Below are 26806 nucleotides of genomic sequence, written 5' to 3'. Positions count from 1 at the left end.
ACTGTTGACTGCGCTGGGGGAGATGCTAAATAGAGTACAGTCTTCCGTAATATCCCCATACATTACAGGAGGTAGCATATGTTCAAGGATTTCCTGCCCAGCCTGCGCAGACAGTCCCTGGCCACCAAGCGTCCCACCAGCATCGCCGACCTCATGGAGGACTTCTGGCGAGAGCCCTTCGCCCCCTTCCCGGCCGCGCCCTTCCTCAAGGAAGCGCGCTATCCCGTCGTGGACATCAGCGAGACGGACTCCGAAATCCAGGTCAAGGCGGAACTGCCGGGCCTCGAGGCCAAGGATGTCAACGTCACCCTGCAGAACGACGTGCTGACCATCCAGGGCGAGAAGAAGTTCGAGGACGAGGAGAAGAAGGACAACTACCACCGCATCGAACGCAGCTACGGCAGCTTCCTCCGCTCTATCCCCCTGCCGTCAGCCGTCAAGGACGACGGGGTCAAGGCCAGGTTCGACAAGGGCGTGCTCACCGTGACCCTGCCCAAGAAGGAACCCTCCAAGTCCACCTCGGTCGCCATCGAGTCCTGACCGGGGCGTCCTCACTGCATGACCGGGCCGCCTCCACGGAGGCGGCCCCTCGCCGCCGCGCGTCCGGCGCCCGGGGATGGAACCCAGCCCCCTCCGGCCCGGCCTCAGGCGGCCTGCCCCGGCTCGCCGTCCCTGTAATATTCCACCCGGTCGCGCCCCAGCTGCTTGGCCTTGACCAGGGCCTTCTCCCCGCAGGCCAGGAAGGCCTCGGCCGTGGCGCCCGGTTCCGGCACCTCTGAGCACACCCCCACGCTCACGGTGAAGCCGGGCACGCCGGGCGCCTCCTTGGCGAATTCGGCCAGGGCCGCGCGCACGCGCTCGGCGGCGCGCGCCGCGTCCTCCTCGCTGGCGTCGGGCAGCACGGCCCCGAAGCCCCCGCCGCCTGTGCGGCCCAGGATGTCGTAGGGCCTAAGCGTCTTGCGCAGGGTCTGCGCCAGGGAGGAGAGCACCATGTCGCCCTTGCGGTAGCCGAGGGAGTCGTTGACGGCGGTGAAACGGTCAACGTCGAACAGGAGGATGGCCAGCTTGCTCTTGCGCCGGGTGGCCAGGTTCAGGGCGCGCTGGGTCTCCTCCAGGAAGAAGTTGCGGGTGAAGGCTCCGGTGAGGGCGTCGAAGGTGACGTTGTGCTCGGCCTGGGTATCGGCCCGGTCCTGGAAGAGCAGCGTGATGCCCACCGTTCCGGTGAGGAAGAGCAGGAAGCGCAGGCCGCGCCAGGCCGTCGGGGCCGGCACGCCAAGCATCTCCCCGGTTTCCCAGGGGGTTGTCAGGTTCAGCCAGGCGCGCAGGGAGAAGGCCGCGATGATGAGCAGGTAAACGAACCCCAGGCCCACGTCGTACTGCGTGGTCCTGCTGCTGAAATACAGGGCAAACAGCCCAGGCAGCAGCGCCAGCGCCGTGAAGCCGGAGGCGTAGCCCGCGGCCAGGGGCTGGGTGTCCGGCAGCAGAAAGACGCAGAAGGCCGCCGCCGCGCCCAGCCCGGCGAGCCCCGTGGCCGCCGGGAACCTGATTCCCTTGACCGCCATGATGGCCAGGCTCTCGAAGGCCAGGCCGCCCAGGCAAAGGGAGTTGGCCGCGACCTCTCCGGGAGCCCCCACGCTGCGCCCGGCGGAGGCCAGCATGAGGAAACCCGCCCCTTGCAGGGCCTTGGCGAGCATGAAGCTCATGGCGGCCTGGTCCGTGTACTTGCCCCGGCGCGACAGCCAGAGCAGGAAACCCGCGATCAGGTTGCCCAGGCCCAGAAGGGTCAGCGCCGTCTTGAGGTCCAATACGAAATTGGCGGGATCCATACTCCCTCCCGGGATCGGGTGTTCGCGCCCCGGCCGCTCAGGCGGCCGGGGCCGTATGTTCGAGCTTTAGCACCGGGCGGGGTCCTGAACAAGAGCGGGGCCGCAGGTTCTTCAACAATCGAATGTCACGGAAAAGAATCAATTGGTGCCGCGGTTGGCCCCGCGGCGAGGCGGGAGTATGGGGGGCTCGTCCGGTCCGTCCGGGAGGTTCACCATGGTTCTGATACTTATTCTCGCTGCCTGCTTCCTGCTGCTCTACATCGTCGAGGTCCACCTCGGCGGCGCGCTGCCCCACCCCTGCGCCCCGGAAGGCCCCATGATCAGCGACGCCTTCTTCGGCCAGGCCCTGCCTCTGGCCGCCGCGGGCATCGGCCTGCCCATGAGCTTCCAGCACCACTGGGCCATCCTGCTCGTGATCGGGGCGGCCGTGCTCTACATCCATCGCAAGCGTCGCGCCCGCCGCTCCTGACCCGCCCCGCCTTTCCAATCCGCTCCGGCGGGCCGGGGGTTCAGGCTTCCCGCCCGCCTCCGCTCTGGCTGAGCGCCACCCCCGCCACCACGATCCCCGAGGCCAGGTATTCGCCCAGGGAGAGCCTCTCCCCCAGGAACAGCCAGGCCATGACCAAGGTTATCACCGGTATCAGATTGATGTAGGCCGAGGCCCGGCTCACCGGGATGCGGCTCACCCCGTAGTTGTAACAGCCGTAGGCACCCAGGGTCACGGCCAGCCCCAGGTAGACCGTGGCCAGCACGGGGGCCGCACCGACCTCCGGCCCGGGCCGCCCCGAGGGCAGCAGCAGCGTGGGCGCGAAGAAGACCATGCCCACCACGGCCTGCATGGAGGTCAAAAACCAGGGGTTGTAGCGGTCCAGCAGGCGCTTGAGCACTATGAAGTAGCCCGAGGCGCAACAGATGGCCAGGAATTCCAGGAAGTTGCCCAGGACGGGGTGCGGGGCGTGCTCGCTGGGGCTGCCGCAGAGGGTCAGGGCCACCACCCCGGCGACGGCCAGGCCGAACCCGGCCAGCCCGCGCCCGTGCAGGCGCTCCTTGAGGATGAGCCGCGCCGCCACCGCCGCGATGAGCGGCAGCGTGGCCATGACCATGCCCGCCTGCGAGGCCGAGGTGTTCAGCAGGGCTATGGCCTCGAACACGAAGTAGAGGCAGGGCTCGAACCCGGCCATGAGCAGGATCAGCCTCCAGTCGCCCTCGTGGTAGCGCACGTTGCGGAAGCGCGTGTAGAAGCAGGCCAGGAAGGCCGTGGCCACGGCCATGCGCGCGAACATGACGAAGAACGGCGGCAGCCCCGCGAAGGCGATCTTGAGCGCGATGAAGGAGCTGCCCCACAGGATCATGGCCAGCGTCAGCGAGGCGGCGGGAAGCCAGCGCTCCCGGGCGGTGCGGTCCATCCAAGCCCTCCCTTCCCGGCGCGTCCGCGCGCTCCGGAAGGGCATGCCTATGCCAAGCGCCCCTTTCCGTAAAGACCGCCGTCATTTCAGGCTCAAACAACTCCCAAATGGGGATGCGCCGTTGATCTTTGGAGCCTCTTTTGCCAGAGTGCCGCTGATTTGCCAGGAACCAAACACATGCAGCGACCAGACACCAACAGCCCCGCCCCCTCCTGCCGGGTGAGCGCCGCCTCCGGGGCGCTGCTGGCCACCCTCTCCGGGCCGTGGCTCATCACCTCGCCCGCCCCAGCGCCCGACGCCTCGCCGGCGGCCCTGCTGCGCGCCCTGGAGGCCACGCCGCGCCCCGCGCGCCTGGCCTTCGAGTCCTCCGGAGTCACCGGGTGGGACAGCTCGCTCCTGAGCGCCCTGCGCGCCGTGCTGGCCAAGGCGGCCGCCACCGGAGTCCAGGCCGACCTCTCCGGCCTGCCCGAGGGCGTAGCCGCCCTGTTGGACCTGGCGGCCAAGGTGCCCGAGCGCAAGGGCGCGGCCCGCCACTCCGTCAGCGAGCCCTTCCTGGAGCGCGTTGGCGGCCTGGCTCTCTCCGTGCGAGACGGCTTCGAGGGCCTGACCGAATTTCTGGGCGACGTCACCCTGGCCTGCCTGAACCTGGCCCGCGGCCGGGCCGTGTTCCAGCGCTCGGAGCTGCTTTCCCTCATCAAGCAGAGCGGGCTGGACGCGCTGCCCATCGTCTCGCTCATCAGCCTGCTGGTGGGGCTGATCCTGGCCTTCGTGGGCGCCATCCAGCTGCGCCAGTTCGGGGCGCAGATCTACGTCTCCACCATCGTGGGCATCGCCATGGTCCGGGTCATGGGCGCCATCATGACCGGCATCATCATGGCGGGCCGCACCGGCGCGGCCTTCGCAGCCGAACTGGGCACCATGCAGGTCAACGAGGAGATCGATGCCCTGCGCACCTTCGGCTTCTCCCCCACGGAGTTCCTGGTGCTGCCGCGCATGCTGGCCCTGGTGCTGATGATGCCCCTGCTGTGCGTCTACGCCGACCTCATGGGCGTGCTGGGCGGGTTCATCGTGGGCGTCGTCATGCTGGACATCAACCCCATGCAGTACCTCACCACCACCTGGCAGTCCGTGCCGCTGGTCAACTTCTGGATCGGGCTCACCCACAGCACCGTGTTCGGCGTGCTCATCGCCCTGGCCGGGTGCTACCGGGGCATGCGCTGCGGGCGCAGCGCCCTGGCCGTGGGCCAGGCCACCACCTCGGCGGTGGTCACCAGCATCATGAGCATCATCATCGCCACGGCCGTGCTGACCGTGCTCTGCGAAATACTGGGATTCTAGGCCATGCAAGCAGACGCCGGCACCACCGAACCGCGCATCCAGGTCAGCAACCTGACCGTCGCCTACGGCGACTTCGTCATCATGCGCGACCTCAACTTCACCGTGAAGCAGGGCGACATCTTCATCATCATGGGCGGCAGCGGCTGCGGCAAGAGCACGCTCCTGCGCGTGCTGGTGGGCCTCAAGGAGCCCGCCCAGGGCACCGTGACCTACCGCCAGGGCAGCCTGTGGGACGTGGACGACGAGAAACGCTCCGCCATCCTGCGCCGCACCGGCGTGCTCTTCCAGAGCGGGGCTCTGTTCAGCTCCATGACCCTGGCGGAGAACATCTCCCTGCCGTTGCAGCAGTACACCTCCCTGCCCGCCAAGGACATCCGCGAGCTGGCCTCGCTCAAGCTGGCCCTGGTGGGGCTCTCCGGCTTCGAGGACTTCTACCCCTCCGAAATCAGCGGCGGCATGTGCAAGCGCGCGGGCCTGGCCCGGGCCATGGCCCTGGACCCGGACATCCTCTTCTTCGACGAGCCCTCCGCCGGGCTGGACCCGGTGAGCGCGCACCTGCTGGACGAACTGATCCTGGAGCTGCGCGACAGCCTCAAGGCCACCTTCGTGGTGGTCACCCACGAGCTGGCCAGCATCTTCGACATCGGCAGCAACTCGGTCTACCTGGACGTGGAGACCCGCACCATGACGGCCAGCGGCAACCCCACGACCCTGCTGGAAACCACCACCGACCCCCTGCTGAGGCGCTTCCTCACCAGGGGCAAGGAATAGACGCCCGGCCCACGGCCAAAAGGAAGCGTCCGCGTGAGCACCAAAGTCAACAAGAGCATGATCGGCCTGTTCGTGCTGGGAGCCCTGATCCTGGCGGTGCTGGCCGTGGCCGCCTTCGGCTCGGGCATGTTTCTGACCAAGAAGCACAAGTTCGTGCTCTATTTCGACAACTCCGTGAGCGGGCTCTCCATCGGCTCCCCGGTGCTGTTCCGGGGCGTGCCCGTGGGCACGGTCACCAGCATCGGGGTGCAGGCCAATGCGGAATCCCTGCACTTCACCATCCCCGTGAACATCGAGCTCGAAAGCGGCAAGATCAGTTTCCGCAGCGCTCCCAAGAACGCGACCCTGCTCACCGTCACGGGCGAGAACATCACCCAGCTCCTGGACCGGCTCATCAAGATCGGGCTGCGCGCCCAGTTGGTCACCCAGAGCTTCGTCACCGGGCAGTTGGCCGTATCCCTGGACTTCATGCCCGACACCCCGGCGAACCTCAAAGGCAAGGAGGGAGACGCGGAGATACCCACCGTGCCCTCGGCCTTCGAGCAGTTCTCCAACACGCTGCGCTCCCTGCCGCTCACCGAGCTGGTGGACAAGATCCTGGCCGCCGTGTCCGGCGTGGAGAAGCTGGTGAACTCCCCCCAGACCGAGAAGATCCCGGCCAACGTGAACATGGCCCTGAGCCAGACCTCCGAGGTCATGACCGACCTCAAGGCCCGCATCGACCCCTTGGCCAAGAACCTGGATGCGGCCATCCAGCACTTCTCCAGCCTGGCCCTGAACCTGGACCGCCGCGCCGACTCCCTGGCCAGCGCCGCGGACAAGACCATCGAAAACTTCAACGCCACCCTCAAGGAGGCCCGCACCGCCACCGCGAGCATCCAGAAGGTCATCAACCAGGATTCGCCCACCGTCACGGACCTCAACCGGGCCCTGAACGAGATGGCCGCCGCGGCCAAGTCCATCCGCGCCCTGGCAGACACCCTCGAACGCCACCCCGAAGCGCTCTTGCAAGGCAAGGGCGGCCCCAGGAGATAACCCGCCATGACCGCACCGCATCGCATCGCCCTGCCCCTGCTCCTCCTGCTGGCCGCCGCCCTGCTGGCGGGCTGCGGCAAGAGCGCGCCCACGCACTTCTATTCGCTGAACTCCGGCCAGGCGGCCCCAACGCAGGAAGGCGCGCCCGCCCAGGAGGCCAAGCCCGCCAAAGCGCCCTGCTTCTCGCTGGGCGTCGGCCCCGTGGACTTCCCCGCCTACCTGGACCGCGCCCAGATGGTGGTGCGCCAGGGCGGCAACCAGATGCAGGTGGCCGACTTCGAGCAATGGGTGGAGCCCTTGCAGGAGAACTTCAAGCGCGTGCTGCTGGAGAACCTGGAGGGCTCGCTCTGCGCCAGCCCCCTGGTGCTGCACCCCTGGCCCGTGGGCGTGCGCCCGGACTACCAGGTGGCCCTGCAGGTGCTGCGCTTCGACGGCGCGCCCGCGCATACGGCCGTGCTGCGGGCCAGCTGGTCCATCCTGGATTCCCAGGGCGAGCTGCTGGTCTGGAAGTCCTCCACCCTGCAGGAATCCGTGGCCGGGCCGGGCTACGACGCCCTGGCCGCCGCGCAGAGCAGGCTCGTCGCCCGGCTCTCGCAGGAGATCGCCCAGGCCTTCGGCGGGCTCAAGAAGAAGTAGCCCGAGGCTGAACGTCAGAGCCTGCCGGATGTAAAGATGCCTCCGGCGGGCAAAGGGCCTTCGGCCCTCTGCACTCCCATACCGCTTCGCATTTGGAGCGGACTATTTTTCCACACCGTCACGCTCGTACTGAGCGTCCCCGCCCTGAATGCGAAGCCGAAAGGGATTCAAAAGGGAGGAACTCCCTTTTGCCGCCGGAGGCTTCTTCTCCCCTTGCTCTTGCCGGATGTGAAGATGCCTCCGGCGGGCAAAGGGACTTCGTCCCTCTGCACTCCCTTTCCGCTTCGCGTCCATGGCGGTCCCACCTTCCACGACACCGCACACGAACGGACTGTCTCCGCCTTCGGCCTGCGCGGCGGAGACGAGCCACTGAGCATGAACGCAAAAGGCCGGGGAGCAAATCGCTCCCCGGCCTTTTGATGCCGTTGGAAACCGGGACCGCTAGACGGTGCCCAGCGCCCCCTGCTCCTCGGAGGAGAGCAGCTTGTCCAGGTCGATGAGGATGAGCAGCCGGTCTTCCAGCTTGCCCACGCCGCTGATGTATTCCGACTCGATGCCGGACATGATGGACGGCGGCGGCTCCACCGTGCTGGCGGGTATGCGCAGCACCTCGGAGACCGAGTCCACCACGAAGCCAACGATCATCTGGTTGATCTCGATGACGATGATGCGGGTCTGGCTGTCGTGCCCGCGCGAGGCCATGCCGAAACGCTTGCGCAGGTCGATGATCGGGATCACCTTGCCCCGCAGGTTGATGACTCCCTCGACGAATTCGGGCGCCCGGGGCACCTTGGTGATCTCCATGATGCGGATGATCTCCTGCACCTTCAGGATGTCCACCCCGAATTCTTCCTGGGAGATGTTGAAGGTGACCAGCTGCAGGAGCGTGCCGTCGTTCCTTTGGTGTTCTTCAGCCATCGATTCCCCCTTCTAGTGAGTACGTCCGGGCAATGCCTTCGGCTTGCCGGCGGGCAGGGCCCCGCCCGCGCCGCCGCTTTCTGACTTCATATCCTCGATGAGGCCGCGCAGCACGCCGGCCTGGTTGGCCAGCTCAGACACCGCCATGGCCGACTGGCGCATGGCGTCCGACGTTTCGGAGGAGATGCGGCTCACATCCTCGATGGAGCGGTTGATCTCCTCGCTGGCGGCGGACTGCTGCTCCGAAGCGGTGGCGATGGAGCGGACCTGGTCCGTCGCGGCCTCCACCAGCTTCACGATCTCGGCCAGGGCCTCGCCGGATTCTCCGGCCAGGGTGGTGGCCTCATTGATGGTTTTCACCGTGGTTTCCACGTTGCCGATGTTCTTCTGCGTGCCCTGCTGGATGCCGTGGATGGCCTCGCCCACTTCCTTGGTGGCGGTCATGGTCTTTTCGGCCAGCTTGCGCACCTCGTCGGCCACAACCGCGAACCCGCGCCCGGCCTCGCCCGCGCGGGCGGCCTCGATGGCGGCGTTCAGGGCCAGCAGGTTGGTCTGGTCGGCGATGTCGGAGATCACGTTCATGACCTGGCCGATGCCTTCCGCCTGCTTGCCCAGCAGGGACATGTCTTCCTTCATGCCCAGGGCCTGGTTCTGCACCTGGCCGATGCCGTCCACCACCCGGCTGACCACCTTGGACCCCGACTCGGCGCGGTCCTTGGCCTTCTCGGTGGTTTCGGCGGCCTTGGAGGCGTTGCGGGCCACCTCCATCACGGTGGCGTTCATCTCCTCCATGGCCGTGGCGGTCTCGCCGATGCGCTGGGCCTGATCCTGCGCGCCGTGGCTGGACTGCTCCACCTGGGCGGAAAGCTCCTCGGAAGCGCTGGAGACGATCTCCACCACGCCCTCCAGCTTCACCGCCGCCTGGAGCATGCCCTCGGCCTTGGCCCGTTCGGCCAGGGCCTTGGCCTCCTGGGCCTCGGCCGTGGCCACGCGGGCCGCTTCCGCCTCGCGCGCGGCCTGCGCGCTCTTCTCTTCGGCTTCGCCGATCTTCTGCTTAAGGGTGCCGACCATGCCGCGCAGAACTTCGTACACTCCGCCCTGCACCTTCGCATCCTTGAAACGGACGTCCAGGTCGCCGCCTGCGATCTTGGAGGCCACCTCGTAGAGGTAGCCCGGGTCCTCCCCGAGCTGGCGCATCACGCCCCGGATGAGCACGAAGGCGATCACCAGCGTGGCCAACGCGGCCGCCGCAAACAGGGTGATGGAGACCATCAGGCCCCTTTCATAATTGCTGCGGGCCAGTTCAGCCTCGGTGGCCGCCCCCTTGTCGTTCAGGTCGATAAGCTTCTGCATCTGGTCGATGCAGGCACGATAGGGCTTGGCGGCATCCACAGCCAGGGTTTTCTTGGCCTGGGTGTCGTTGCCCGCGGCCTCCTCATCCATGAATTTTTTGTGGAGCGTCAGATATTCGAGCCATTGGCTCCTGAATTCCGTGTAGATGGCCTTTTCTTCCGGGGAGGATATCAGGGGCTCGTACGTTGCGACATTCTTATCGAACGACTTGCTTATGTCGCCCAAGCGTTTGATGGCGGCATCGCGCTCGCCGGATTCCGCAACGAACAAAGCGTACTCGAACCTGCGGATGTCCTGCACGTCCCGCGTGATCGCTCCGACCACCTTGACGCTGGGCAGCCAGTTCGTCGCGATTTCATGAGAGTTGGCGTTGATGCTGCGCATGGCCATGATGCCCGCCACGCTGGTTACGGCCATCAAGGCCAACACCGCCGAGAACGACAGAATGAGCTTGGTCGATAGCTTCATGATCCCCCCGGTTGAACGACATGCGATTGAGCGAAGCGAACCCCTCAAGTCCCAACCCGGCATCCACGATCACGATACAGAGCCCCGGCGCTACGTCACTCCTATGGCAGCGATATGTTATCCCATACCAAATATGCTTGCAACACGAAAGAATTCTCATGGTTACGCCCCGGAAGCAGCTTTCCCTGGCGAAGGCCGCCGTCGGGATGTAGGGTGACGCCGGGGCGACGCCCCGATGAGGAGCCCATGCACTACGAAGGCAACGTCATCCGCCCGCCCAGCGAGGCGGACAGCATCCTGCTCCAGGCCACGGTGGGCTGCACCCACAACAAGTGCGCCTTCTGCGGGGCCTATCCGCGCGAGCGCTTCCGCATCAAGGACGAGGCCCAGGTCTTCGAGGACATCGACTTCGCCGCCAGGCACATGACCCGCCAGCGCCGCCTGTTCCTCTTGAGCGGCGACGCCCTGACCATGCCCCAGGCCCGGCTGGAGCGCATCCTCACGCGGGTGCGAGAGCGCCTGCCCTGGGTGGCGCGGGTCTCGAGCTATGCCAACGCCAGGGGTCTGAAGAACAAGACGTCCGGTGATCTCGAACGGTTACGGGAGCGTGGGCTGGCCGCGGTGTACATGGGCCTGGAATCCGGCGACGACGAGGTGCTGGCCCGCATGAACAAGAAGGCCACCCTGGAGGACATGCTGCGAGAGGCCCGGAAAGTGCGCCAGGCGGGGCTCAAGCTCTGCGTCACCGTGCTGGCGGGCCTGGGCGGGGCCGAGGGCTGGCGCCGCCACGCGCGGCTCACCGGCCGCGCCCTGACCCTCATGGAGCCGGATCAGGCCGCCTCCCTGAGCGTGATCCCCGTGCCGGGCACCCCCCTCTGGGAGGACGTGCGGGCCGGGCGCTTCACCCTGCCGGACGGGCCGGGCATGGTCCGCGAGCTGCGCGAGCTGCTGGCCCATGCCGACATGCGTCGCGGGCTCTTTCTGGCCGACCACGCCTCCAACCATGTGCCGCTCAAGCTGCGCATGCCGCGCGACAAACAGCACGGACTGGACCTGCTGGACGCGGCCCTGGACGGCTCACTCCCCCTGAAGCCGGAACGCGCCCGCCGGCTCTGAAATTTCCAACCCGTTCAGCCCTATTTCGTATTGGCACTGAAGCCCCCGATGGGCTATTCGTGAGCCATATACCTGTCGTTCTCGAAGAATCCCCATCAAGGAGGCCCGCATGTCTTTCCCCGCCCGCATACGCATGGGTATCGCCGCCCTGGCCTTGGCGGCGCTGCTCCCCGGCCTGGCCGCGGCCGCCGGCACGGCCGACCAGGGCAAGCCCAAAGACGTACAATCCCGCCTGGAACCTCAGGCACTGGACGTCCTTGAGAAGAGCTGCAAGGCCCTGTCCGCGCTCAAGGAGTTCTCCTTCCACGCCGACGTGGCCCTGGACAAGGTCTACGAAGACGGCTCCAAGGTGCAGTATTCCCGCGTCATGCAGATCAGCGTTCGCCGCCCCGACGCCTTCCGCGTCGTAACTTCCGGCGACGACATCAAGGCCGCCTCCTTCTTCGACGGCAAGACCTTCACCGTGCTGCAGCCCGAAAAGAAGATCTGGAGCCAGATCCCCGCCGAAATGACCATCGACGCCGTGCTGGACCGCCTGGCCGACGTCTACGGGCTGGAGTCGCCCCTTGGGGATTTGATCGTCAGCCAGCCCTGCGCGCGCCTGAAGATGACCGCGGCCATCCACGTGGGCAAGGCCGTGGTGAACCACGTCGTCTGCGACCACCTCTTCTTCCAGGCCCCCGGCGCGGACTGGCAGCTCTGGGTGCCGGAGAACGGCCCCGCCCTGCCAGCCAAGATGCTCATTACCGACAAGACCCTGCCCAATGACCCGCAGTTCCAGGCCACGTTCAGCGCCTGGAAGGAGAAGCCCATCCCGGCGAAGACCTTCGCCTTCACCGCCCCTGAGGGAACCACGCGCGACGACGCCCTGTTCACCCCGGCAGCGTCCAAACCCGCCGGCAAGGCCAAGAGCAGGGCCGCCGCGAAGGCCGTCAACTAGGAGGCACCAGATGAGACGCACTCTTCTTCGAAGCGCTGCCCGGACCTGCACGCTGGGCCTGTGCGGGTGGCTGGCGGCCGGGATGCTGCTGCTTGGCGACTGGAGCCAGCCCTTGGAGGCCATGGCCAGAGGGGCCGTCGGCCCGCGTGGCGGCGCGGCGGCCGTGGGCCCGCGTGGCGGCGCGGCGGCCGTGGGCCCGCGCGGCGGCGCTGCGGTCAGGGGGCCATACGGCGGGGCCGCCGCCCGTGGCCCGTACGGCGGCGCGGCGGTCAGGGGGCCTTACGGCGGCGGCGCGGCAGTGGGTCCGCGCGGCAACGCCGTCGCCGTGCCCAGGGGCCGCGTGGTCCCGCCGCCGGTGCCCGTGCCCGTTCCCGTTCCCGGCCCCGGCTACTACGGCGGCTATTACGGGCCGAGCGGCGGAGCCGTGGCCGCGGGCATGGCCATGGGCGCCATGCTCACGGTGCTTCCCGCCACGGCCATCGCCATCAGCTCCTCCGGCAGGACCGTCTACAAGGTGGACAGGGAATGCTACCGGGAAATGCAGGACGGCGGCCGCACCGTCTACGAGCAGATACCCTGCCCCTAAAGATCATCGCTCATCCCGCCGGGGGCGCGGCGCGCCCCCGGCGGGGCCAACTGCGGCTGGATTCTTGCGGCGCATGGTGCTAGGCTGACAGCGCGGTTACGGCAGCTCTGACCGTCTGCAGCAGGTCACCTCATCACCGTCGTCCACATGATCCATTCGACACGCCGTTTTTCGCTCAAGGCGAAGTTCAACCTCGCGGTGGCCCTGGTCTATCTGCTGGCCGCGGCCGGGTCGCTGGTGGCCTTCGCCTTCGTCACGCACAGCATCCTGGGCGAATTCGCCCAGCGCATCGCCGTGAAGCAGGCCCTGCTCGAGCGCAACAAGGTCATGACCATCATCGACCGGGAGGAGGCCCTGGCCCGCACCCTGGCAGGCGACCCCCTGGTGCGCCGCTGGGCCGCCGACGAGGCCGACCCCGCCCTTCGCCAGGCCGCCCTGGAGCAACTCGAGAACTACCGCCGCCAGTTCCGCGACAGGAGCGTGTTTCTGGCGCTCAAGTCCTCCGCCCGGTACTACATCGCCGAACGCGACCAGAAGGGCGAGGTGCAGACCCGCATCCTGCGGCGCGACCACCCCGCCGACGCCTGGTTCTTCGAAACGCTCTCCAAGGTGGACTCCTTCGCCCTGAACCTGGACCACAACCCCTCCTTCAACGTCACCAAGGTCTGGTTCAACGTGGTGGTGCGCGGCGCAGGCGGCGAGAAGATCGGCGTGGGCGGCGGCGGCATCGACCTGGGCGACTTCCTGCGCGAGGCCGTGGGCGCGAGTGACGAGGCGGTCTCCATCGCCATCGTGGACCGGGCCGGGGTGCTCCAGGCCTGGGGCGACCCCGACGTGGTGAAGCGCAACGCCATGGAGCGCGACGACTCCAAGAAGACCACCCTGTATTCCATGCTTCGCAATTCGCAGGACCAGCAGCGCATGCGCCAGGCCCTCCAGGCCCTGGACGGGTCGCCGCAGGGCGTGGAGTCCTTCCCGGTGCATCTCGAGGGCGGAGAAACCCTGGCCGCCGTCACCGCCCTGCCGGGCATCGGCTGGTACACCGTGGCCCTGGTGAACGTCTCGGGCGTGGTGAGCTCCCGGGTGTTCATGCCCGTGCTGGCCCTGCTGGTGCTCTCGCTGCTGGCGGTGATCGTCATGGTGGGCTGGCTGCTGGGCCGCATCGTCATCGGCCCTCTGGCCCGGCTCAACAGGGCCTCGCTGGAGGTGGCCCAGGGGCGCTACGACGTCACCCTGCCCGTGGACCGCAACGACGAGATCGGACAGCTGACCCAGAGCTTCAACGCCATGACCGCCAAGGTTCTGGACTACACTCAGAACCTGGAGCAGATGGTCCTGGGCCGCACGGCCGAGCTTTCCGAGGCCAACGACCACCTGCGGGAGTCGCGCCAGCGCATCATGGAGAGCCTGCGCTACGCCCGCACCATCCAGCAGTCCATCCTGCCCAGGCCCGCCCTGATGGACCGCGCCTTCGCCAGCCACATGAGCCTCTACCTCCCCCGCGACATCGTGGGCGGCGACCTCATCTACCTGCGCCGGTTCGAGGGCCTGAGCGTGGCCGCGCTCATGGACTGCACGGGCCACGGCGTGCCCGGCGCGTTCATGACCATGACCGCGCACTCCGTGCTCAACCACGTGCTCGACACCCTGGACAGCCGCGACCCGGCCCGGATACTGAGCAGGTTCGACGGGGTCCTGCGCGAGACCCTGGGCCTGCACGAAACCGGCGAGGGCTCGCTGGACTGCGGGCTGGACATGGCCCTGTGCGTGATCCACCGCGACGGAACGGGCGGAGGCCGCGTGCTCTTCGCCGGGGCGGGGCTCCCGCTCTACAGGCTGCGCGGGGGAGTGCTGACGGAGATCAAAGGGGACAGGCGGCGCTTGGGCTACCGGGGCGAATTCAAGGAATACGCCTATACCACCCACGAATTTTCGGACTGCGCCGGGGATGTCTACTACGCCGTCACCGACGGCTTCCTGGATGAAGGCGGCGGGGATAAAGGCTACTGCTTCGGCCCCGAGCGCTTCCGGGAGATGATCCTGGCCCATGCGGGCGCGCCCCTCAAGCGTCAGGCCGAGGCTTTCGAGCACGCCCTGGCCCTGTACCGGGGCGCAAGGAAGCAGCGCGACGACATCGCCATGCTCGGGTTCAGCATCTGAACCCCGGCAACGAACGGACCGCCCCCGGAGCGGTTCCAACCGGAGGAAACATGGACCTGTTCGCCATCAGGGAAGAGCTTTCCAAATCAGGCGTGATGATCTGCTTCACGGGCCCGTTCTCCCACAGCATCATCGACGAGATAGGCCAGGCCGTGCGCAACCACCTGAGCGCGGAGAACATCGCCAAGGCCGCCGTCATGGACGTGTTCGCCGCCTACATAGAGCTGGCCCAGAACGTGAAAAACTATTGCGCCACGCGCACGCTGCCCACCGGGGACCAGGGTTCCTCCATCATCACCATCGCCAGGAAGAACGGCCGCTACCAGGTCTCCTCGGGCAATGTGGTCCTGCGGGAGGACATCCCGCCCCTGCTGGCCAACATCGACTCCATCAACGCCCTGGACCCGGCCGGGCTCAAGGCCCGCTACAAGGAGCAGATGCGCAAGGACCGCCAGCCCGGCGCGCTCGGGGCCGGCCTGGGCCTGCTGGACATAGCCCGCAGAAGCCCGGAAAAGCTCAGCTACAGCGTGCGCGACCTGGACGGGAAGTACGCATTCTTCAGCCTCGCCGCCACGGTGTAGCCGCGGCGACGGTCAAGGAGCCCCCATGCAACCGCTCGACATCGCAATGACCTCCACCTCCCCGGAGATCGCCTACGACGCGCAGACAAGCACGCTGCGCATCTCGGGAGAGTCCTACCCCGAGAACTCCTTCGAGTTCTACGACCCCGTGATGCGCTGGCTGCGGGAGGCCGTCGCCGCCCTGGACTCCCTGCGCCTGGACATCCACGTGAGCTACATGAACTCGAGCAGCACCAAGTGCATGCTCGACCTGCTCGACATCCTGGAGGAGGCCTCGGCCAAGGGCTTCGCCGCCAGTGTGCTCTGGCGCTACGACAGCGAGAACCCCCGAGCCCTGGACCTGGCCGAGGAATTCCAGGAAGAGGTCACCTTCGAGTTCAACCTCGTGCCCCAGGAGTAGTACCCATGAGCCCCAAGAGAGCCACCCCCGCGCAGGACGACCCCCTCCTCGACCGTTGCGGGGAGTTCCTGCTGGACCCGCCGGGGCCGGATGCGCTGCAGTCGGAGTACGCCATCCTGGCCGACGGATACCGCACGCTCTCCCGCAGGCTCTACAAGACGCTGCTCATCAGCGACGGCTACCAGCGCCAGGTCAAGGAGCTGGCCGTGAAGCTGGAGCGCGCCATGACCAAGATCAACCAGCTGCGCGAGGTGGCCCTGCCCCTGTGCGTCTACTGCCGCAGGGTGCGCCCCCAGTCGGAGGACTACTGGCAGAAGCTGGAAACTTTCCTCAGCCGCAACGCGGACATCATGTTCTCCCAGGGCATCTGCCCGGACTGCCTCAAGTCCACCTACGCCCGCATGGGCGCCGCCGAGGCGAGCCCGCTTCCCAATGCCGAGGCCCCCCCCCAGCCCCCGTCGAAGCCCAGAACGCGCAACCGCCCCTCCATCGTCACAGACGACCAGTACGTGCGCGAGGCCAGGGAGCTGGCCGCCAGGGTGGAGGCCAAAGCCCCGGAATTCGAGGAGGACCTGGAGCGCCTGGTGCACCGCTACTCCAAGCTGGCGCGCCGCTTCGCCAAGACCGTGACCATCTCCGACTCCTACCAGTCCCAGTTGCGCGACCTCAACATGCGCCTGGAGCTGCTGGCCCGCACCGACCTGCTCACCGGCCTGGCCAACCGCTGGGAGATGACCCACCGCATGGAGGCCGAGCACAACCGGATGCAGCGCCATAACAGCGAGCTCACGCTCATCCTGGGCGACGTGGACCATTTCAAGCAGGTCAACGACACCCACGGCCACCAGTGCGGCGACGCAGTGCTGCGCAACGTGGCCGCCCTGATGCAGTCCCACCTGCGCGCCGAGGACCTGTGCGCCCGCTGGGGCGGCGAGGAGTTCATGATACTGCTGCCCGAGACCGGAGCCGAGGCCGCCCACAACGTGGCCCGGAAACTGGGCGAGCTGGTGCGCGACACACCCACCCGCTGGAACGGAGGCACCATCACGGTGACCATGAGCTTCGGCATCGCCTCGGTCCTCCCCGGGTCGGACCTGGACAAGGCCATCTCCGCCGCCGACAACGCCCTCTACGAGGCCAAGGCCCAGGGCCGCGACAGGACCGTGACCGCCACCCAGCGGGAACAGGCCCCCGGCGAGGGGCCCCGCTGACCGCACAGCCCTGCGGATTCTCTGGCGGAATTCGTGTTTTCCGACTTTCCAGAGGGAGTTTCGCAGGATAATGTCGTGACCAGGCAGGCTTGGGGCTCTCCTGCCCGATGCAGGCCGCGGCATCCCGCCGCACCCGGCTCCGCAAGGCGCACGGCCGCCAACGCTCAGCGTTCCGCGTGAGACCGAGCATGTACTGGGAAAATTCGGACGACGGAGACAGGTATTGCGGCTCTGCCGCCGCGGTGGCCTGCCCCGACAGCCTCGGCCTGGCCAGCCTGCTGCTGGAGCCCGGCCACCCCATGACCATCCGCTGCGCCGGGTCCGAGCGGGCCGAGCGCGCCAAGGTGCTCGGGCTCAAGCGCGGAGAGTTCATCGTGGTCCGGCCTCCCGCCGCTTCCCAGGCGGCCCGGTCCGCGCGCCCCGGATCGGGCGTTGACGTGCTCCTGGAGAAGGACGGCACGGTCTACGCCTTCCATTCCGAAGTCCTCGCCGCACTGAGCCACCCCGTCCACGTTCTCTTTCTGGGTTACCCGCAGGAGGTGCGCTCCCGCGCGCTGCGCCGCCACGTGCGCCACAAATGCCTGCTGCCTGCCACCGCCGTGGGCGAGGGCTTCACCTGCGAGGGGCACCTGAGCGACTTCAGCGTGGGCGGCTGCCGCATCGTGACCTCCAGCCATCCCCGCAACGGAGGCCCCCCCCTGCACCACGGCGCCCCCCTGGAGATCCGCCTGCCGGTGAGCGGCTTGCGCATGGAGACCTTCACCGGAGAGCTGCGCTCCGTGCAGCAGGACGGGGCAGCCGTGGCCCTGTGCATGTCCTTCCATGAGGGGCGCAGCTCCGAGTTGGCGGAACGTTTCGTGTGCGAGCTCATCATGGTGGAGAACCTGCGCCGGGAGGACTCCCTGGCGGCTGCCCTGAACTCGCCCCCGCCCACAAGCAGGGCGCACGCCCCGCTGGAATCCGAGGCCCTGCGCGACGCCACGGCCCACGTCAGCGACGGGGCGGACGTGAGCCTCACCGTGGCCCAGCCCCTGGAGCTCCAGTTCACGGGCAACCACCTCTACGACGCCTCCAGCGTGGTGGCGGTGGACGTCCCGGAGTGCATCATCGCGGAGATGCCGCTCACCGCCCTGGGCTGCTGCCCCAAGCCGGGCATGGGCCTGCGCGGCCGGTTCGAGAAGCAGGGCTCCTACTTCGGGTTCCGCACCTGCGTGCTCAAGTTCATCACCAAGCCGCGCCCCCTGGTGTTCTTCGCCTGCCCCAAGAAGATCGAAGTGCTCAAACGCAGGCTGCACCCGCGCGTGCACTGCATGATGCCCGCCGCCCTGGAGGGCGAGATGATGCGCGTGAGCGGCTACGTCACGGACATCAGCATGGGCGGCTGCCGCGTGCTTGCCAACCTGGACGGGCAGGAGGGCGTCGTCAACGTGATGAGCGGGGACACGGTGCACCTCACCCTGCCGCTGGACGGGCTGCGCGTCGAGAGCCTGAAAGCCAGGATCAAGAACTTCACAATGAAGGAGAACCGGGTCTCCCTTGGCCTGGTGTTCCAGGCGGGCAAGCACCAGTTGCCCCTGCTGGCTTCATTCATGACCCGCATGGAGGCGGCGGGCGTCTGACGACGCCCCCCCGGCTGGACATTCCCCGCGCGCTTTGGCACAGCCTGGCCATGCGCACCAACACACGCCCCCTCCCCGCCGTCGCGGCCGCCCTGCTTTGCCTGGTCCTCGCCCTTCCCTGCCTCGCGGCCGAGAAGGAGCATGAACCCGGCGAGTTCGATTTCCGCATTCCCAAAGGAATCGCCGACTCGCAGGTGAAACTCTGGATCAAGCAGGCCGCCGCCAAGTACGGGATCGACCGCGCCCTGCTGCAGGCGCTGGTGGAGGTGGAGTCCGGCGGCGACGCCCAGGCCGTATCGCCCAAGGGCGCGCAGGGCATGACCCAGATCATGCCCGGCACCGCGCAGGACCTGGGTCTCAAGGACGCCTTCGACCCGGCGGCCAACATCGACGCGGGCTGCCGCTACCTGAAGGAGCAGATCAAGGCTTTCGGGGACGTGAGGCTGGCCCTGGCCGCGTACAACGCCGGGCCGGAGGCCGTGCGCAGGAGCGCGGGGATACCGCCCATACCGGAGACGCAGAAGTACGTGGCTTCGGTCTCCAACCGCTACATCGTGCTCAAGACGGGCAAAAATCTTTTCTCATTTTCCGCCAGCGCCCAGGACCTGGGCGAGAAGCCGAAGAAATAACTCCGCCCCCAGCGCGAAGCCGGAAGGGATTCCAAAGGGAGGAACTCCCTTTGGCCGCCGGAGGCATCTCTCTCTCTTCCCTTCAGCCCTTCCCCGCCGCGGGCGCGACATCCTCCCGGATGGGCACCACCCGGGCCAGCACCGCGATGACCACCAGCGAGAAGCTCAGACGGGCCACCATGGTGCCCCAGGGGCTCGCGCCGATGAGGGTGAGCAGCAGCGTATCCTCGATGAGGGCGTGGGAGAGGCTCATGAGCGAGACCGAGGCGAAGATGTCCCGCTTGGAGAGCTTGCCGGACTGGGCCTCGTGGATGATGAGGCCGCCGCCGTAGGCCAGGCCCATGGTCATGCCGATCACCGTGACAGTGGCCGCCTTGCGCCCGATGCCCATGAGCCGCAGGAAGGGCTCCAGCGCTGCCTCGAACAGGCGCGTGGCCCCCACGGCGTTCAGCGCGCGCATGAGCGCCATGAGCGCAAGGATGACCAGGAAGATCCAGCCGAGGTTCTTGAGCTCGCCCAAGGCCCACCCGGCCAGGGAGGCGTCCTGCGGCTGGGGCGCGAGCAGGATGCGCGCGGGCTGGGCCAGGTAGCCCCCGCCCTCCAGGATGGCGTGCAATATCCACGCGCACCCGAGCGCGCCGAACACGCGCAGCAGGTTCTGGCCGAAGAAGCTCACGCCGCAGCGTTTGGTGACCTGGCCTTCGACCAGCAGGTTGTGGGCGATGAGCATGAGCACGCCCAGCACCGTGACCTGGGCCTGGCTGAGCGGCCCCATGGAGGGGGCCAGCGCGTAGAACACCACCAGCCCGGAATAGATGCTGGAGAGCATGGCCGTGGCCCAGGCCAGGCCCAGCCCGGCGGGCAGGCCCACCAGCTCCATCAGGGGCTCCACCGGGGCGGCGATGTAGTCCACCGCGCCCATGGTCTGCAGCACCTTGACCAGGATGATGATGGGCACCATGACCTTGAACAGGTCCAGGCTGACGCGGACCGCGTCGCGGACCACGGCGACAAGGGGATTCATTGGCGAAAGGCTCCGCGGGGCTAGCTGTGGGGGCGGCCCAGGGCCTTGAGCAGCTTGCGCTTGAGCTCGGAACCGTCCACAGGCTTGAGGATCCAGTCCGTGGCGGGATAGGCCCCGCACTGGCCGAGCACGCGCTTGTCCGGCACGCCGGTGACCATGATGAACGGCACCTTGGCGAAACGGTCGTCGCCGCGCATGCCGGCCAGCAACTCCAGGCCGTTCATGCCGGGCATGAGCCAATCGGCCACCACCACGTCCGCGCCGGCCGATTCCAGCAGCTCCCAGGCCTCCTGGCCGCCCGAGGCCTGCAGCACCCGCCCGAGCCCCAGGGGCTCCAGCAGGGAACAGATGAGCTCGCGCATGACGGGCGTATCCTCGGCCACCAGCACGGTCGCCTTGGACAACCTCGTGGCGGTGTCTGACGTCTCAATCTTCCGGTTAACCACCCGTCGCACCCCGCAATCGATACGGCCTGAAAACGGAACGGCCGGAGGCCCTGGCCCCCGGCCGCGCAATCCTTGTGTTAGCCCTTGGAGACGACCAGCTTGATGAGGCGCACGAACTGGTTGGTGAACCCGGCCTCGTTGTCGTACCAGATGACCACCTTGACCATGGTCTGGTCCATGACGGCGGTCAGGGGGCCGTCCACCACGCCGCCGTGGGTGTCGCCCAGGTAGTCCACGGAGACCAGGGGCTCGTCGGTGTAGCCCATGGCGTCGCTGGCCTTGGCCTTGAGCAGCGCGTTGACCTCGTCGCGGGTGACGGCCTTGGAGACTTCGCAGGTGAAGTCAACGATGGAGCCGTCGGGGGTCGGGACGCGGATGGAGTAGCCGTCCAGTTTGCCCGCCAGCTCCGGCAGCACCATGGTGGTGGCGCGGGCCGCGCCGGTGGTGGTGGGGATCATGGAGACGCAGGCGGCGCGGGCGCGGCGGGGATCCTTGTGGGAGCCGTCCAGGATGCGCTGGCTCATGGTGTAGGCGTGGATGGTGGTCATCAGGCCGTGCTTGATGCCGTAGGCGTCGTTGATGACCTTGACCACCGGGGCCAGGCAGTTGGTGGTGCAGGACGCCGAGGAGACGATGGCGTGGGCGGCCGGATCGTAGATGTGCTCGTTGACGCCCATGACCACGGTGCAGTCCGGGTTCTTGGCGGGCGCGGAGATGAGCACCTTCTTGGCGCCGCAGGCCAGGTGATGGGCGGCCTTGTCGCGCTCGGTGAACTTGCCCGTGGTCTCGGCAACGTAGTCGATGCCCAGCTCGCCCCACTTCCACTCGCCGGAGTTGCAGCGCGTCACCAGGATCTTCTTGCCGCAGACGGTGATGCCGTCCTCCCAGGTGCCCACTTCACCGTGGAAGGTGCGGTGCACGGAGTCGTACTTGAGGAGGCGGGCCAGGTCGGCGTTGGAGGCGCGGGCGTTGATGACCGCGATCTCGATGTCCTTGTCGTCGGCCAGGAGACGGGTGAGATACCGCCCGATGCGTCCGAATCCGTTCACGCCAATCTTGATCGCCATTGTCTTCTCCTTGCGGGCCGGGATGCTCGCGGCCGCGTATGATGTTGCTGCATGCCCCCTCGGGGGCAGTCATGATTTCCGGGGAGCCTGCGCTAGGCCTTGCCCGAGCAGCCCAGGACGTTCCTGATCTTGTGGGCCACCATGTCGCGCACGGCGTCGCGGGCGGGGCCGAGGTACTGCCTGGGGTCGAAGTGCTCGGGGTTCTCGTCGAAGTATTTGCGGATCACGGCGGTCATGGCCAGCCGGATGTCGGTGTCGATGTTGATCTTGCACACCGGGCCGGAGGCGGCGCGGCGCAGCATCTCCTCCGGGACGCCCTTGGCGCTGCCCACCTTGCCGCCGTGCTCGTTGGCCATCTTCACGAACTCCTGGGGCACCGAGGAGGAGCCGTGCAACACCAGGGGGTAGCCGGGCATGAGCTTGCCGATCTTCTCCAGGCGCTCGAAGTCCAGCTTGGCCTCGCCCTTGAACTTGTAGGCCCCGTGGCTGGTGCCGATGGCGATGGCCAGGGAGTCGCAGCCGGTGCGCTCGACGAACTCGACGGCCTGATCGGGATCGGTGTAGACGCTGTGCTCGGAGCTGACCTCGTCCTCCACGCCGGCCAGGCGGCCCAACTCGGCCTCCACGTACACGCCCTGGGCGTGCGCGCATTCCGCGACCTGCTTGGTGAGGGCGATGTTCTCCTCGAAGCTCAGGTGGGAGCCGTCGATCATCACGGAGGTGAAACCCGCGTCCATGACCTTCTTGCAGATGTCGAAGTTCTGGCCGTGGTCCAGGTGGAGCACCACGGGCAGGTCGGTGTCCTGCATGGCGGCTTCCATGAGTTTCATGATGTAGTTCTCGCCCGCGTACTTGCGCGCCCCGGCCGAGACCTGGAGGATGAGCGGGGAGCGTTCCTGGTTGCCTGCGGAGATGATGCCCTGGACGATCTCCATGTTGTTGACGTTGAACGCGCCGACGGCATAGCCGCCGGCATAGGCTTTCTCGAACATCTCTTTGGGCGATACCAATGGCATGACGCTCTCCTCCTTGCGGGACGCGGGCGGTTGTGTCGTGGGGTGTGCGGGCCCGGCGCGAAGCGCCGCGACAGCCTCGCGAGCCTAGCCCCGGAGCGGCTTTTTTGTCAATGAAAAGCGGACGTTCGCGCCCCGGGAACGCAGCAGCCACGCGGCTCGCGGGCCACCCTGGGGCGGTAGGTGCTTGATAAGTATTCCAACTTGTCCCCCGGCCGGAGGAATGCGTGGACGCGGGGCCGCCGGCCGTATTACACCCGGCGGAACCGGCATCGAAAAACCGCAGCCCTGGAGCAGGAAACATGACCGCACCGGAAGACAGCCAGACCCGCAGCAACCTGCTGGCCACATTCGCCGGGGAGTGCCAGGCGGCCACCCGCTACGCCTACTACGCCAAGCAGGCGGGCAAGGAAGGGCAGGACCTGATCCGGTCCGTGTTCCTGGAGATATCCGAGCAGGAGCGCGTGCACGCCAAGCGCTTCCTGTCGCATCTCGGGGGCGCCGGCGGCGAGGCGGTGGTGCATGTGAACGGCGCCGCGCTGGGCTCCGTCCTGGAGAACCTGCGCGGGACCATCACGGAGGAGGCGGCCGTCTCCCGCCTGGTCTACCCCGGCTACGCCAGGACGGCCCGGGAGGAGGGCCTCACGGAGATCGCCCTGCTCTACGAGAACATCGCCAAGGCCGAGGCCAGGCACGCGGCGCGCCTGAGCGCCCTGTTCGACCGCCTCTCCGCCGGGACGCTCCATTCCCGCACCGAACCCACGTTATGGTACTGCCGCCACTGCGGCTGGACGACGCAGGGCCTCGAAGCGCCCGAGCGCTGCCCCGCCTGCGCCCACCACAGGGGGCATTTCCAGGCGGCCCCGCCTTTGGACGGCTAGCCCCCGCTCAACAGGGGGGAGCGACCCCGTCATCACCGGGCCGGGCCAGCGCCCGGGCCAGTTCATGCCGGGAAACCGGCTTGGCCAGCACCGCGTCGGCCACGGCCGCGCCGCGCCCGTCCTCGGCCTGGTCGGTCAGCAGCACCAGCCGGACCTCGGCCCGCACCCGGCGGCAGGCGGCCAGGAACTCCCAACCGGACATGCCGTGCAGGTTCTCGCCCGCCAGCACCGCCTCGAAGTGCGCGGGCACCCGGCCGAACACGCTCAGGGCCCTGGCCGCGTCGCGTATGGTGGTGACCTTGTAGCCCAATTCCCGCAGGGTCATGGCCAGGGCCTGGCGCGAGAAGGCCTGGGCGTCCACCACCAGGGCCCGGGGCGCCGCGGACCCCAGCGGAGCACCGCGCGCGCACCCTGTGGAGGGCGCGCCCTCCTCCGGCTGCTGAGCCAGGGGCAGATAGACCTTGAACAGGCTGCCGCGCCCGAGTTCGCTCTCCGCCCGCACCGCACCGCCCAGGGAGCGCACGATGCCGTGGACCGTGGCCAGGCCCATGCCCGTGCCTTCGCCCGGGCGCTTGGTGGTGAAGAAGGGGACGAAGATCTTCTCCAGCAGGGAGGCGTCCATGCCGTGGCCCGAGTCCCTCACGGTCAGCAGGGCGTACTCCCCGGGCGCGAGGGCGGTGTCGCCGGTGGGGTCGCCCCCGTGGGCCTCGTGCCGGGCCAGGGCCACCGACAGGGTGCCCCCGCGCTCCCGCATGGCGTGCAGGGCGTTGTCCATCAGGTTGGCGAGCACCTGGTGCACGAGGCTCGGGTCGGCCATGACGGCCAACGGCTCCGGCCCCTCGTCGAAGGAGGCCTCCACCCCGGCGGGCAGCGTGGGGCGTATCAGCTCCATGGTCTCGCGCACCAGCGGGGCCAAGGCCACGCGGATGGAGCGCAGGCTGCCCCGGCGGCTGAAGGCCAAGATCTGCTTGATGAGCTGCCTGGCCCTGACCCCGGCCTTGATGATGTCCTCCAGGGGCTTGCGCAGGATGTCCCCCGGTTCGAGCAGTTGCATGCCCACCTCGGCGTTGAGCAGGATGGGCGTGAGGATGTTGTTGAAGTCGTGTGCTATGCCCCCGGCCAGGGTGCCCACGGCCTCCAGCTTCTGGGCCCGGCGCAGGCGCTTCTCCAGCCTCTCCTGGTAGCTCACGTCGCGCAGGTGCAGCACGGCGTTGCTCACCTGGCCCGCGGCGTCGCGGATGGGGCTGAAGGTCGTCTCCGCGGTGAAGCAGTGCCCGCCGGGGCGCAGCTGGCTGATGATGCCCGTCCACTCGCGGCCTTCGGCCAGCGCGGCGGCGATCTGCTTCCCGGGCAGGGGCGGCCGCGCGGCCATGAACATCCCGAACAGGGGGCGGCCCAGGGTTTCGCCGCGCCCCAGGCCGGTGACGGCCAAGAAGGCCGGGTTGGCGTACTCCACGGACCATTTCGCCCCGGTGATGGCGATGCCCTCCACGGCCTGCTCCACGGCGGCCACAAGCAGCATCCTTTCGGCCTCGGCCTGCCTGCGGGCCGTGACGTCCTCGGCCACGCCCTCGTAGCGCAGCACGCGCCCGCCGTCGCCGCGCTGGGCCCATACGTGCAGCGAGACCCAGATGGGGCTGCCGTCTTCCCGCCGGAGGCGGACCTCCCTGCGGCTCCCCCTCGCCGCGGCCCCGGCCAGGAAGCCGCCGAAATCCTCGCCGTCCTCGAGGGGAGGATCGAGCATCACGCATGTCCGGCCCGCCGCGTCGCTGGGGCCCGGATAGCCGAGCATCCTGGCGAAGGCCGGGTTGACCCACTGGAAGGAGCCCTCGGGCGAGGCCTGGAAGATGCCCTCCATCACGCTCTCGGAAATGCTTCGGAACCGGGCCTCGGAGTCGCGCAGGGCCTGCTCCGCCTGGGTGCGGTCCGAGATGTCGCCCACCACCGCGAAGAGCACCTCGCCCTGGTCCGTCCGGATGCGCGAGACCCGCAGGTCCACGTCGCGGACCTCGCCGCCCGCCAGCCTGTGCTTGCAGACCGCCACCCGCCCGCCCGCGAACCTGCACACGCTCCTGGTGGCCTCGAGGCAGGCGGCCCCGTTCGTGCAGAAGCTGGCCAGGGTGATCCCGCCCAATGCGGCCGGGTCCCACCCGTAGAAGTCCAGGGCGGCCTGGTTGGCGTCCAGGACCTCCATGGTCTCCGGGTCCAGCAGGAACATGGCGGAGACGTGGCCCCGGAACATGGCCTCGAACATGCCCTCCCCCGCGCCTGCGCCGGCGGGCCGGGCGGGAGCGGACTGGCGGATGGCGGCGTCGGGGGCGTGCTTCATGCGTCGTCAGCCCCCGGATGGTTCAGGCGCGTCAGGCTGGAGGCGAAGGCGAAGCTGCCGCGCTGGTGGTTCTTGACGTGATACATGGCTTCGTCGGCCCCGCGGATCAGGGTGAAAGGGTCCGCCCCGTCATCGGGGTACAGGCTCACGCCCACGCTGGCTCCCGGCCCGGCGGCCCCGCCCAGGCTGCGGTAGGGCTTGGAGAGCGCGGCCACCAGTTTGCGGGCCACCTCGGCCGCGCCCGCCCCGCCGCGTTGCCGCCCCAGGAGCACCACGAACTCGTCCCCGCCCACGCGGGCCACCGTGTCCGTGGAGCGCACCGAACCCTGCATCCGGGCGGCCGCCTCCTTGAGCACCTCGTCGCCCATGGCGTGGCCCAGGGTGTCGTTGATGGGCTTGAAGTTGTCCAGGTCCACGAAGAGCACGGCCACCTTGTCGCCCTCGCGCCTGGCGGCGTCGATGAGCTCGGCCAGCCTGTCGAGCATGAGGTGGCGGTTGGGGAGCATGGTCAGCGGATCGTGCCGGGCGTCGTGCATGGCCTTGGCCTCCACGCCCTTGGAGGCCGTCACGTCCTGGATGATGCCGTCGTAGAAGGCCACGCGGCCGAAGGCGTCGCGGCGCACCACCGGGGTGTTGCGCACCCAGAGCAGCGTGCCGTCCTTGCGCAGGATGCGGTGCTCCAGGGGCATGGCGTCCTCGCCGCGCAGGATCCTGTCCGCCTGCTCCAGCACCGCGGCGCGATCCTCCTCGCTGACCATGTTCAGCCAGAGCAGCGGGTCGCGCTCGAAGTCTTCGGGGTCGTAGCCGGTCAGGCGGGAGCAGCCCGCCCCGTGGGTGGTGCCCACGGCGCGCCCGTGCTCCACCTTCACGGTGTAGACGTAGTCCGTCACGGACTCCAGCAGCTTGCGGTAGCGCTCCTCGGAATCGCGCACCATGGCCCAGGCGCGCTCCAGCCCGTCCACGCGCAGGCGGAGCTCGGCGATCTCCTCCAGCAACTGCTCTTTCGTCTTGCCGGCGCTCTTCATGATGCCTCCGGCCCCGGCTCGGGGCCCG

Annotated in this window: 26 protein-coding genes; 16 read left to right on the top strand and 10 right to left on the bottom strand. The window is 68.2% G+C overall.

The window, feature by feature from the left end:
* The first annotated feature begins 78 nt into the window (after positions 1-78).
* Entirely contained in the window at positions 79-540 is a 462-nt protein-coding gene (locus MLE27_RS06665) for an Hsp20/alpha crystallin family protein (RefSeq protein WP_243311278.1), read from the top strand.
* 104 nt (positions 541-644) lie between these two features.
* Here MLE27_RS06665 and MLE27_RS06660 read toward each other — a convergent pair whose 3' ends face one another.
* A complete protein-coding gene (locus tag MLE27_RS06660) occupies positions 645-1826 on the bottom strand; it encodes a GGDEF domain-containing protein (protein ID WP_243311277.1) in 1182 nt (393 codons plus the stop codon).
* A gap of 214 nt (positions 1827-2040) precedes the next feature.
* On the opposite strand from MLE27_RS06660, the gene MLE27_RS06655 reads away from it, so the two are divergent.
* A complete protein-coding gene (locus tag MLE27_RS06655; protein ID WP_243311276.1) occupies positions 2041-2295 on the top strand; it encodes a hypothetical protein in 255 nt (84 codons plus the stop codon).
* A gap of 40 nt (positions 2296-2335) precedes the next feature.
* Here the strand turns inward: MLE27_RS06655 and MLE27_RS06650 are convergent, their stop codons facing one another.
* Positions 2336-3232: a DMT family transporter gene (locus MLE27_RS06650; RefSeq protein WP_243311275.1), complete on the bottom strand. Its 897-nt coding sequence runs from the start codon at positions 3230-3232 to the stop codon at positions 2336-2338.
* A 177-nt stretch (positions 3233-3409) separates the two neighbouring features.
* Here MLE27_RS06650 and MLE27_RS06645 point away from each other — a divergent pair, with 177 nt between their 5' ends.
* Genes MLE27_RS06645 through MLE27_RS06630 form a run of 4 tightly spaced genes read left to right on the top strand, consistent with a single transcriptional unit; the run spans position 3410 to position 7012 of the window.
* On the top strand, positions 3410-4570 hold the full coding sequence (locus tag MLE27_RS06645; protein WP_243311274.1) for an ABC transporter permease: 1161 nt from the start codon (positions 3410-3412) through the stop codon (positions 4568-4570).
* Between the two features lie 3 nt (positions 4571-4573).
* Complete coding sequence (locus MLE27_RS06640) at positions 4574-5341, top strand: ABC transporter ATP-binding protein (RefSeq protein ID WP_243311273.1); 768 nt, start codon at positions 4574-4576, stop codon at positions 5339-5341.
* Positions 5342-5374: 33 nt separating this feature from the next.
* Positions 5375-6376, top strand: a complete 1002-nt coding sequence (locus MLE27_RS06635) for an MlaD family protein (protein ID WP_243311272.1) — start codon at positions 5375-5377, stop codon at positions 6374-6376.
* Between the two features lie 6 nt (positions 6377-6382).
* On the top strand, positions 6383-7012 hold the full coding sequence (locus MLE27_RS06630; RefSeq protein WP_243311271.1) for a PqiC family protein: 630 nt from the start codon (positions 6383-6385) through the stop codon (positions 7010-7012).
* Positions 7013-7453: 441 nt separating this feature from the next.
* Here MLE27_RS06630 and MLE27_RS06625 read toward each other — a convergent pair whose 3' ends face one another.
* Positions 7454-7930, bottom strand: coding sequence for a chemotaxis protein CheW (locus tag MLE27_RS06625; protein ID WP_243311270.1), 477 nt, complete (start codon positions 7928-7930; stop codon positions 7454-7456).
* A gap of 12 nt (positions 7931-7942) precedes the next feature.
* Complete coding sequence (locus MLE27_RS06620; protein WP_243311269.1) at positions 7943-9751, bottom strand: methyl-accepting chemotaxis protein; 1809 nt, start codon at positions 9749-9751, stop codon at positions 7943-7945.
* A gap of 246 nt (positions 9752-9997) precedes the next feature.
* Between MLE27_RS06620 and MLE27_RS06615 the strand changes: the two genes are divergently transcribed.
* From MLE27_RS06615 to MLE27_RS06575, 9 genes are all read left to right on the top strand, one after another.
* On the top strand, positions 9998-10867 hold the full coding sequence (locus MLE27_RS06615) for a radical SAM protein (RefSeq protein ID WP_243311268.1): 870 nt from the start codon (positions 9998-10000) through the stop codon (positions 10865-10867).
* 109 nt (positions 10868-10976) lie between these two features.
* Positions 10977-11807 (top strand): DUF2092 domain-containing protein, encoded by an 831-nt coding sequence (locus MLE27_RS06610; protein WP_243311267.1) that lies wholly within the window; start codon positions 10977-10979, stop codon positions 11805-11807.
* Between the two features lie 10 nt (positions 11808-11817).
* The gene (locus tag MLE27_RS06605) at positions 11818-12393 is read left to right on the top strand and encodes a hypothetical protein (protein ID WP_243311266.1); all 576 of its coding nucleotides are present in this window, start codon (positions 11818-11820) and stop codon (positions 12391-12393) included.
* 147 nt (positions 12394-12540) lie between these two features.
* Complete coding sequence (locus tag MLE27_RS06600) at positions 12541-14553, top strand: SpoIIE family protein phosphatase (protein ID WP_243311265.1); 2013 nt, start codon at positions 12541-12543, stop codon at positions 14551-14553.
* 50 nt (positions 14554-14603) lie between these two features.
* Positions 14604-15134: a SiaB family protein kinase gene (locus MLE27_RS06595; RefSeq protein WP_243311264.1), complete on the top strand. Its 531-nt coding sequence runs from the start codon at positions 14604-14606 to the stop codon at positions 15132-15134.
* A 25-nt stretch (positions 15135-15159) separates the two neighbouring features.
* Positions 15160-15534 (top strand): DUF1987 domain-containing protein, encoded by a 375-nt coding sequence (locus MLE27_RS06590; protein WP_243311263.1) that lies wholly within the window; start codon positions 15160-15162, stop codon positions 15532-15534.
* A 5-nt stretch (positions 15535-15539) separates the two neighbouring features.
* Entirely contained in the window at positions 15540-16745 is a 1206-nt protein-coding gene (locus MLE27_RS06585; RefSeq protein ID WP_243311262.1) for a diguanylate cyclase, read from the top strand.
* Positions 16746-16933: 188 nt separating this feature from the next.
* Complete coding sequence (locus tag MLE27_RS06580) at positions 16934-18364, top strand: PilZ domain-containing protein (protein ID WP_243311261.1); 1431 nt, start codon at positions 16934-16936, stop codon at positions 18362-18364.
* 50 nt (positions 18365-18414) lie between these two features.
* Positions 18415-18993, top strand: a complete 579-nt coding sequence (locus tag MLE27_RS06575) for a lytic transglycosylase domain-containing protein (protein WP_243311260.1) — start codon at positions 18415-18417, stop codon at positions 18991-18993.
* Between the two features lie 82 nt (positions 18994-19075).
* Here MLE27_RS06575 and MLE27_RS06570 read toward each other — a convergent pair whose 3' ends face one another.
* From MLE27_RS06570 to fba, 4 genes are all read right to left on the bottom strand, one after another.
* Positions 19076-20017, bottom strand: a complete 942-nt coding sequence (locus MLE27_RS06570; protein WP_243311259.1) for a hypothetical protein — start codon at positions 20015-20017, stop codon at positions 19076-19078.
* Positions 20018-20037: 20 nt separating this feature from the next.
* Positions 20038-20421, bottom strand: coding sequence for a response regulator (locus MLE27_RS06565; RefSeq protein WP_243311258.1), 384 nt, complete (start codon positions 20419-20421; stop codon positions 20038-20040).
* 119 nt (positions 20422-20540) lie between these two features.
* Positions 20541-21530 (bottom strand): type I glyceraldehyde-3-phosphate dehydrogenase, encoded by a 990-nt coding sequence (gene gap, locus MLE27_RS06560; RefSeq protein WP_243311257.1) that lies wholly within the window; start codon positions 21528-21530, stop codon positions 20541-20543.
* 92 nt (positions 21531-21622) lie between these two features.
* Entirely contained in the window at positions 21623-22546 is a 924-nt protein-coding gene (gene fba / locus MLE27_RS06555; protein WP_243311256.1) for a class II fructose-1,6-bisphosphate aldolase, read from the bottom strand.
* A 299-nt stretch (positions 22547-22845) separates the two neighbouring features.
* Between fba and MLE27_RS06550 the strand changes: the two genes are divergently transcribed.
* Positions 22846-23424 carry a rubrerythrin family protein gene (locus tag MLE27_RS06550; RefSeq protein WP_243311255.1) on the top strand — a complete coding sequence of 193 codons (579 nt, stop codon included), beginning with the start codon at positions 22846-22848 and terminating at the stop codon, positions 23422-23424.
* A 7-nt stretch (positions 23425-23431) separates the two neighbouring features.
* Here MLE27_RS06550 and MLE27_RS06545 read toward each other — a convergent pair whose 3' ends face one another.
* Positions 23432-25753: a PAS domain-containing hybrid sensor histidine kinase/response regulator gene (locus MLE27_RS06545; protein ID WP_243311254.1), complete on the bottom strand. Its 2322-nt coding sequence runs from the start codon at positions 25751-25753 to the stop codon at positions 23432-23434.
* Positions 25750-26778 (bottom strand): sensor domain-containing diguanylate cyclase, encoded by a 1029-nt coding sequence (locus MLE27_RS06540; protein WP_243311253.1) that lies wholly within the window; start codon positions 26776-26778, stop codon positions 25750-25752. Before MLE27_RS06540 ends, MLE27_RS06545 begins: the two co-directional genes overlap by 4 nt.
* Between the last annotated feature and the right edge of the window lie 28 nt (positions 26779-26806).

The organism is Fundidesulfovibrio agrisoli (assembly GCF_022808715.1).
GTDB classification, from domain to species: domain Bacteria; phylum Desulfobacterota; class Desulfovibrionia; order Desulfovibrionales; family Desulfovibrionaceae; genus Fundidesulfovibrio; species Fundidesulfovibrio agrisoli.
This window is presented reverse-complemented; position numbering and strand designations above follow the sequence as displayed.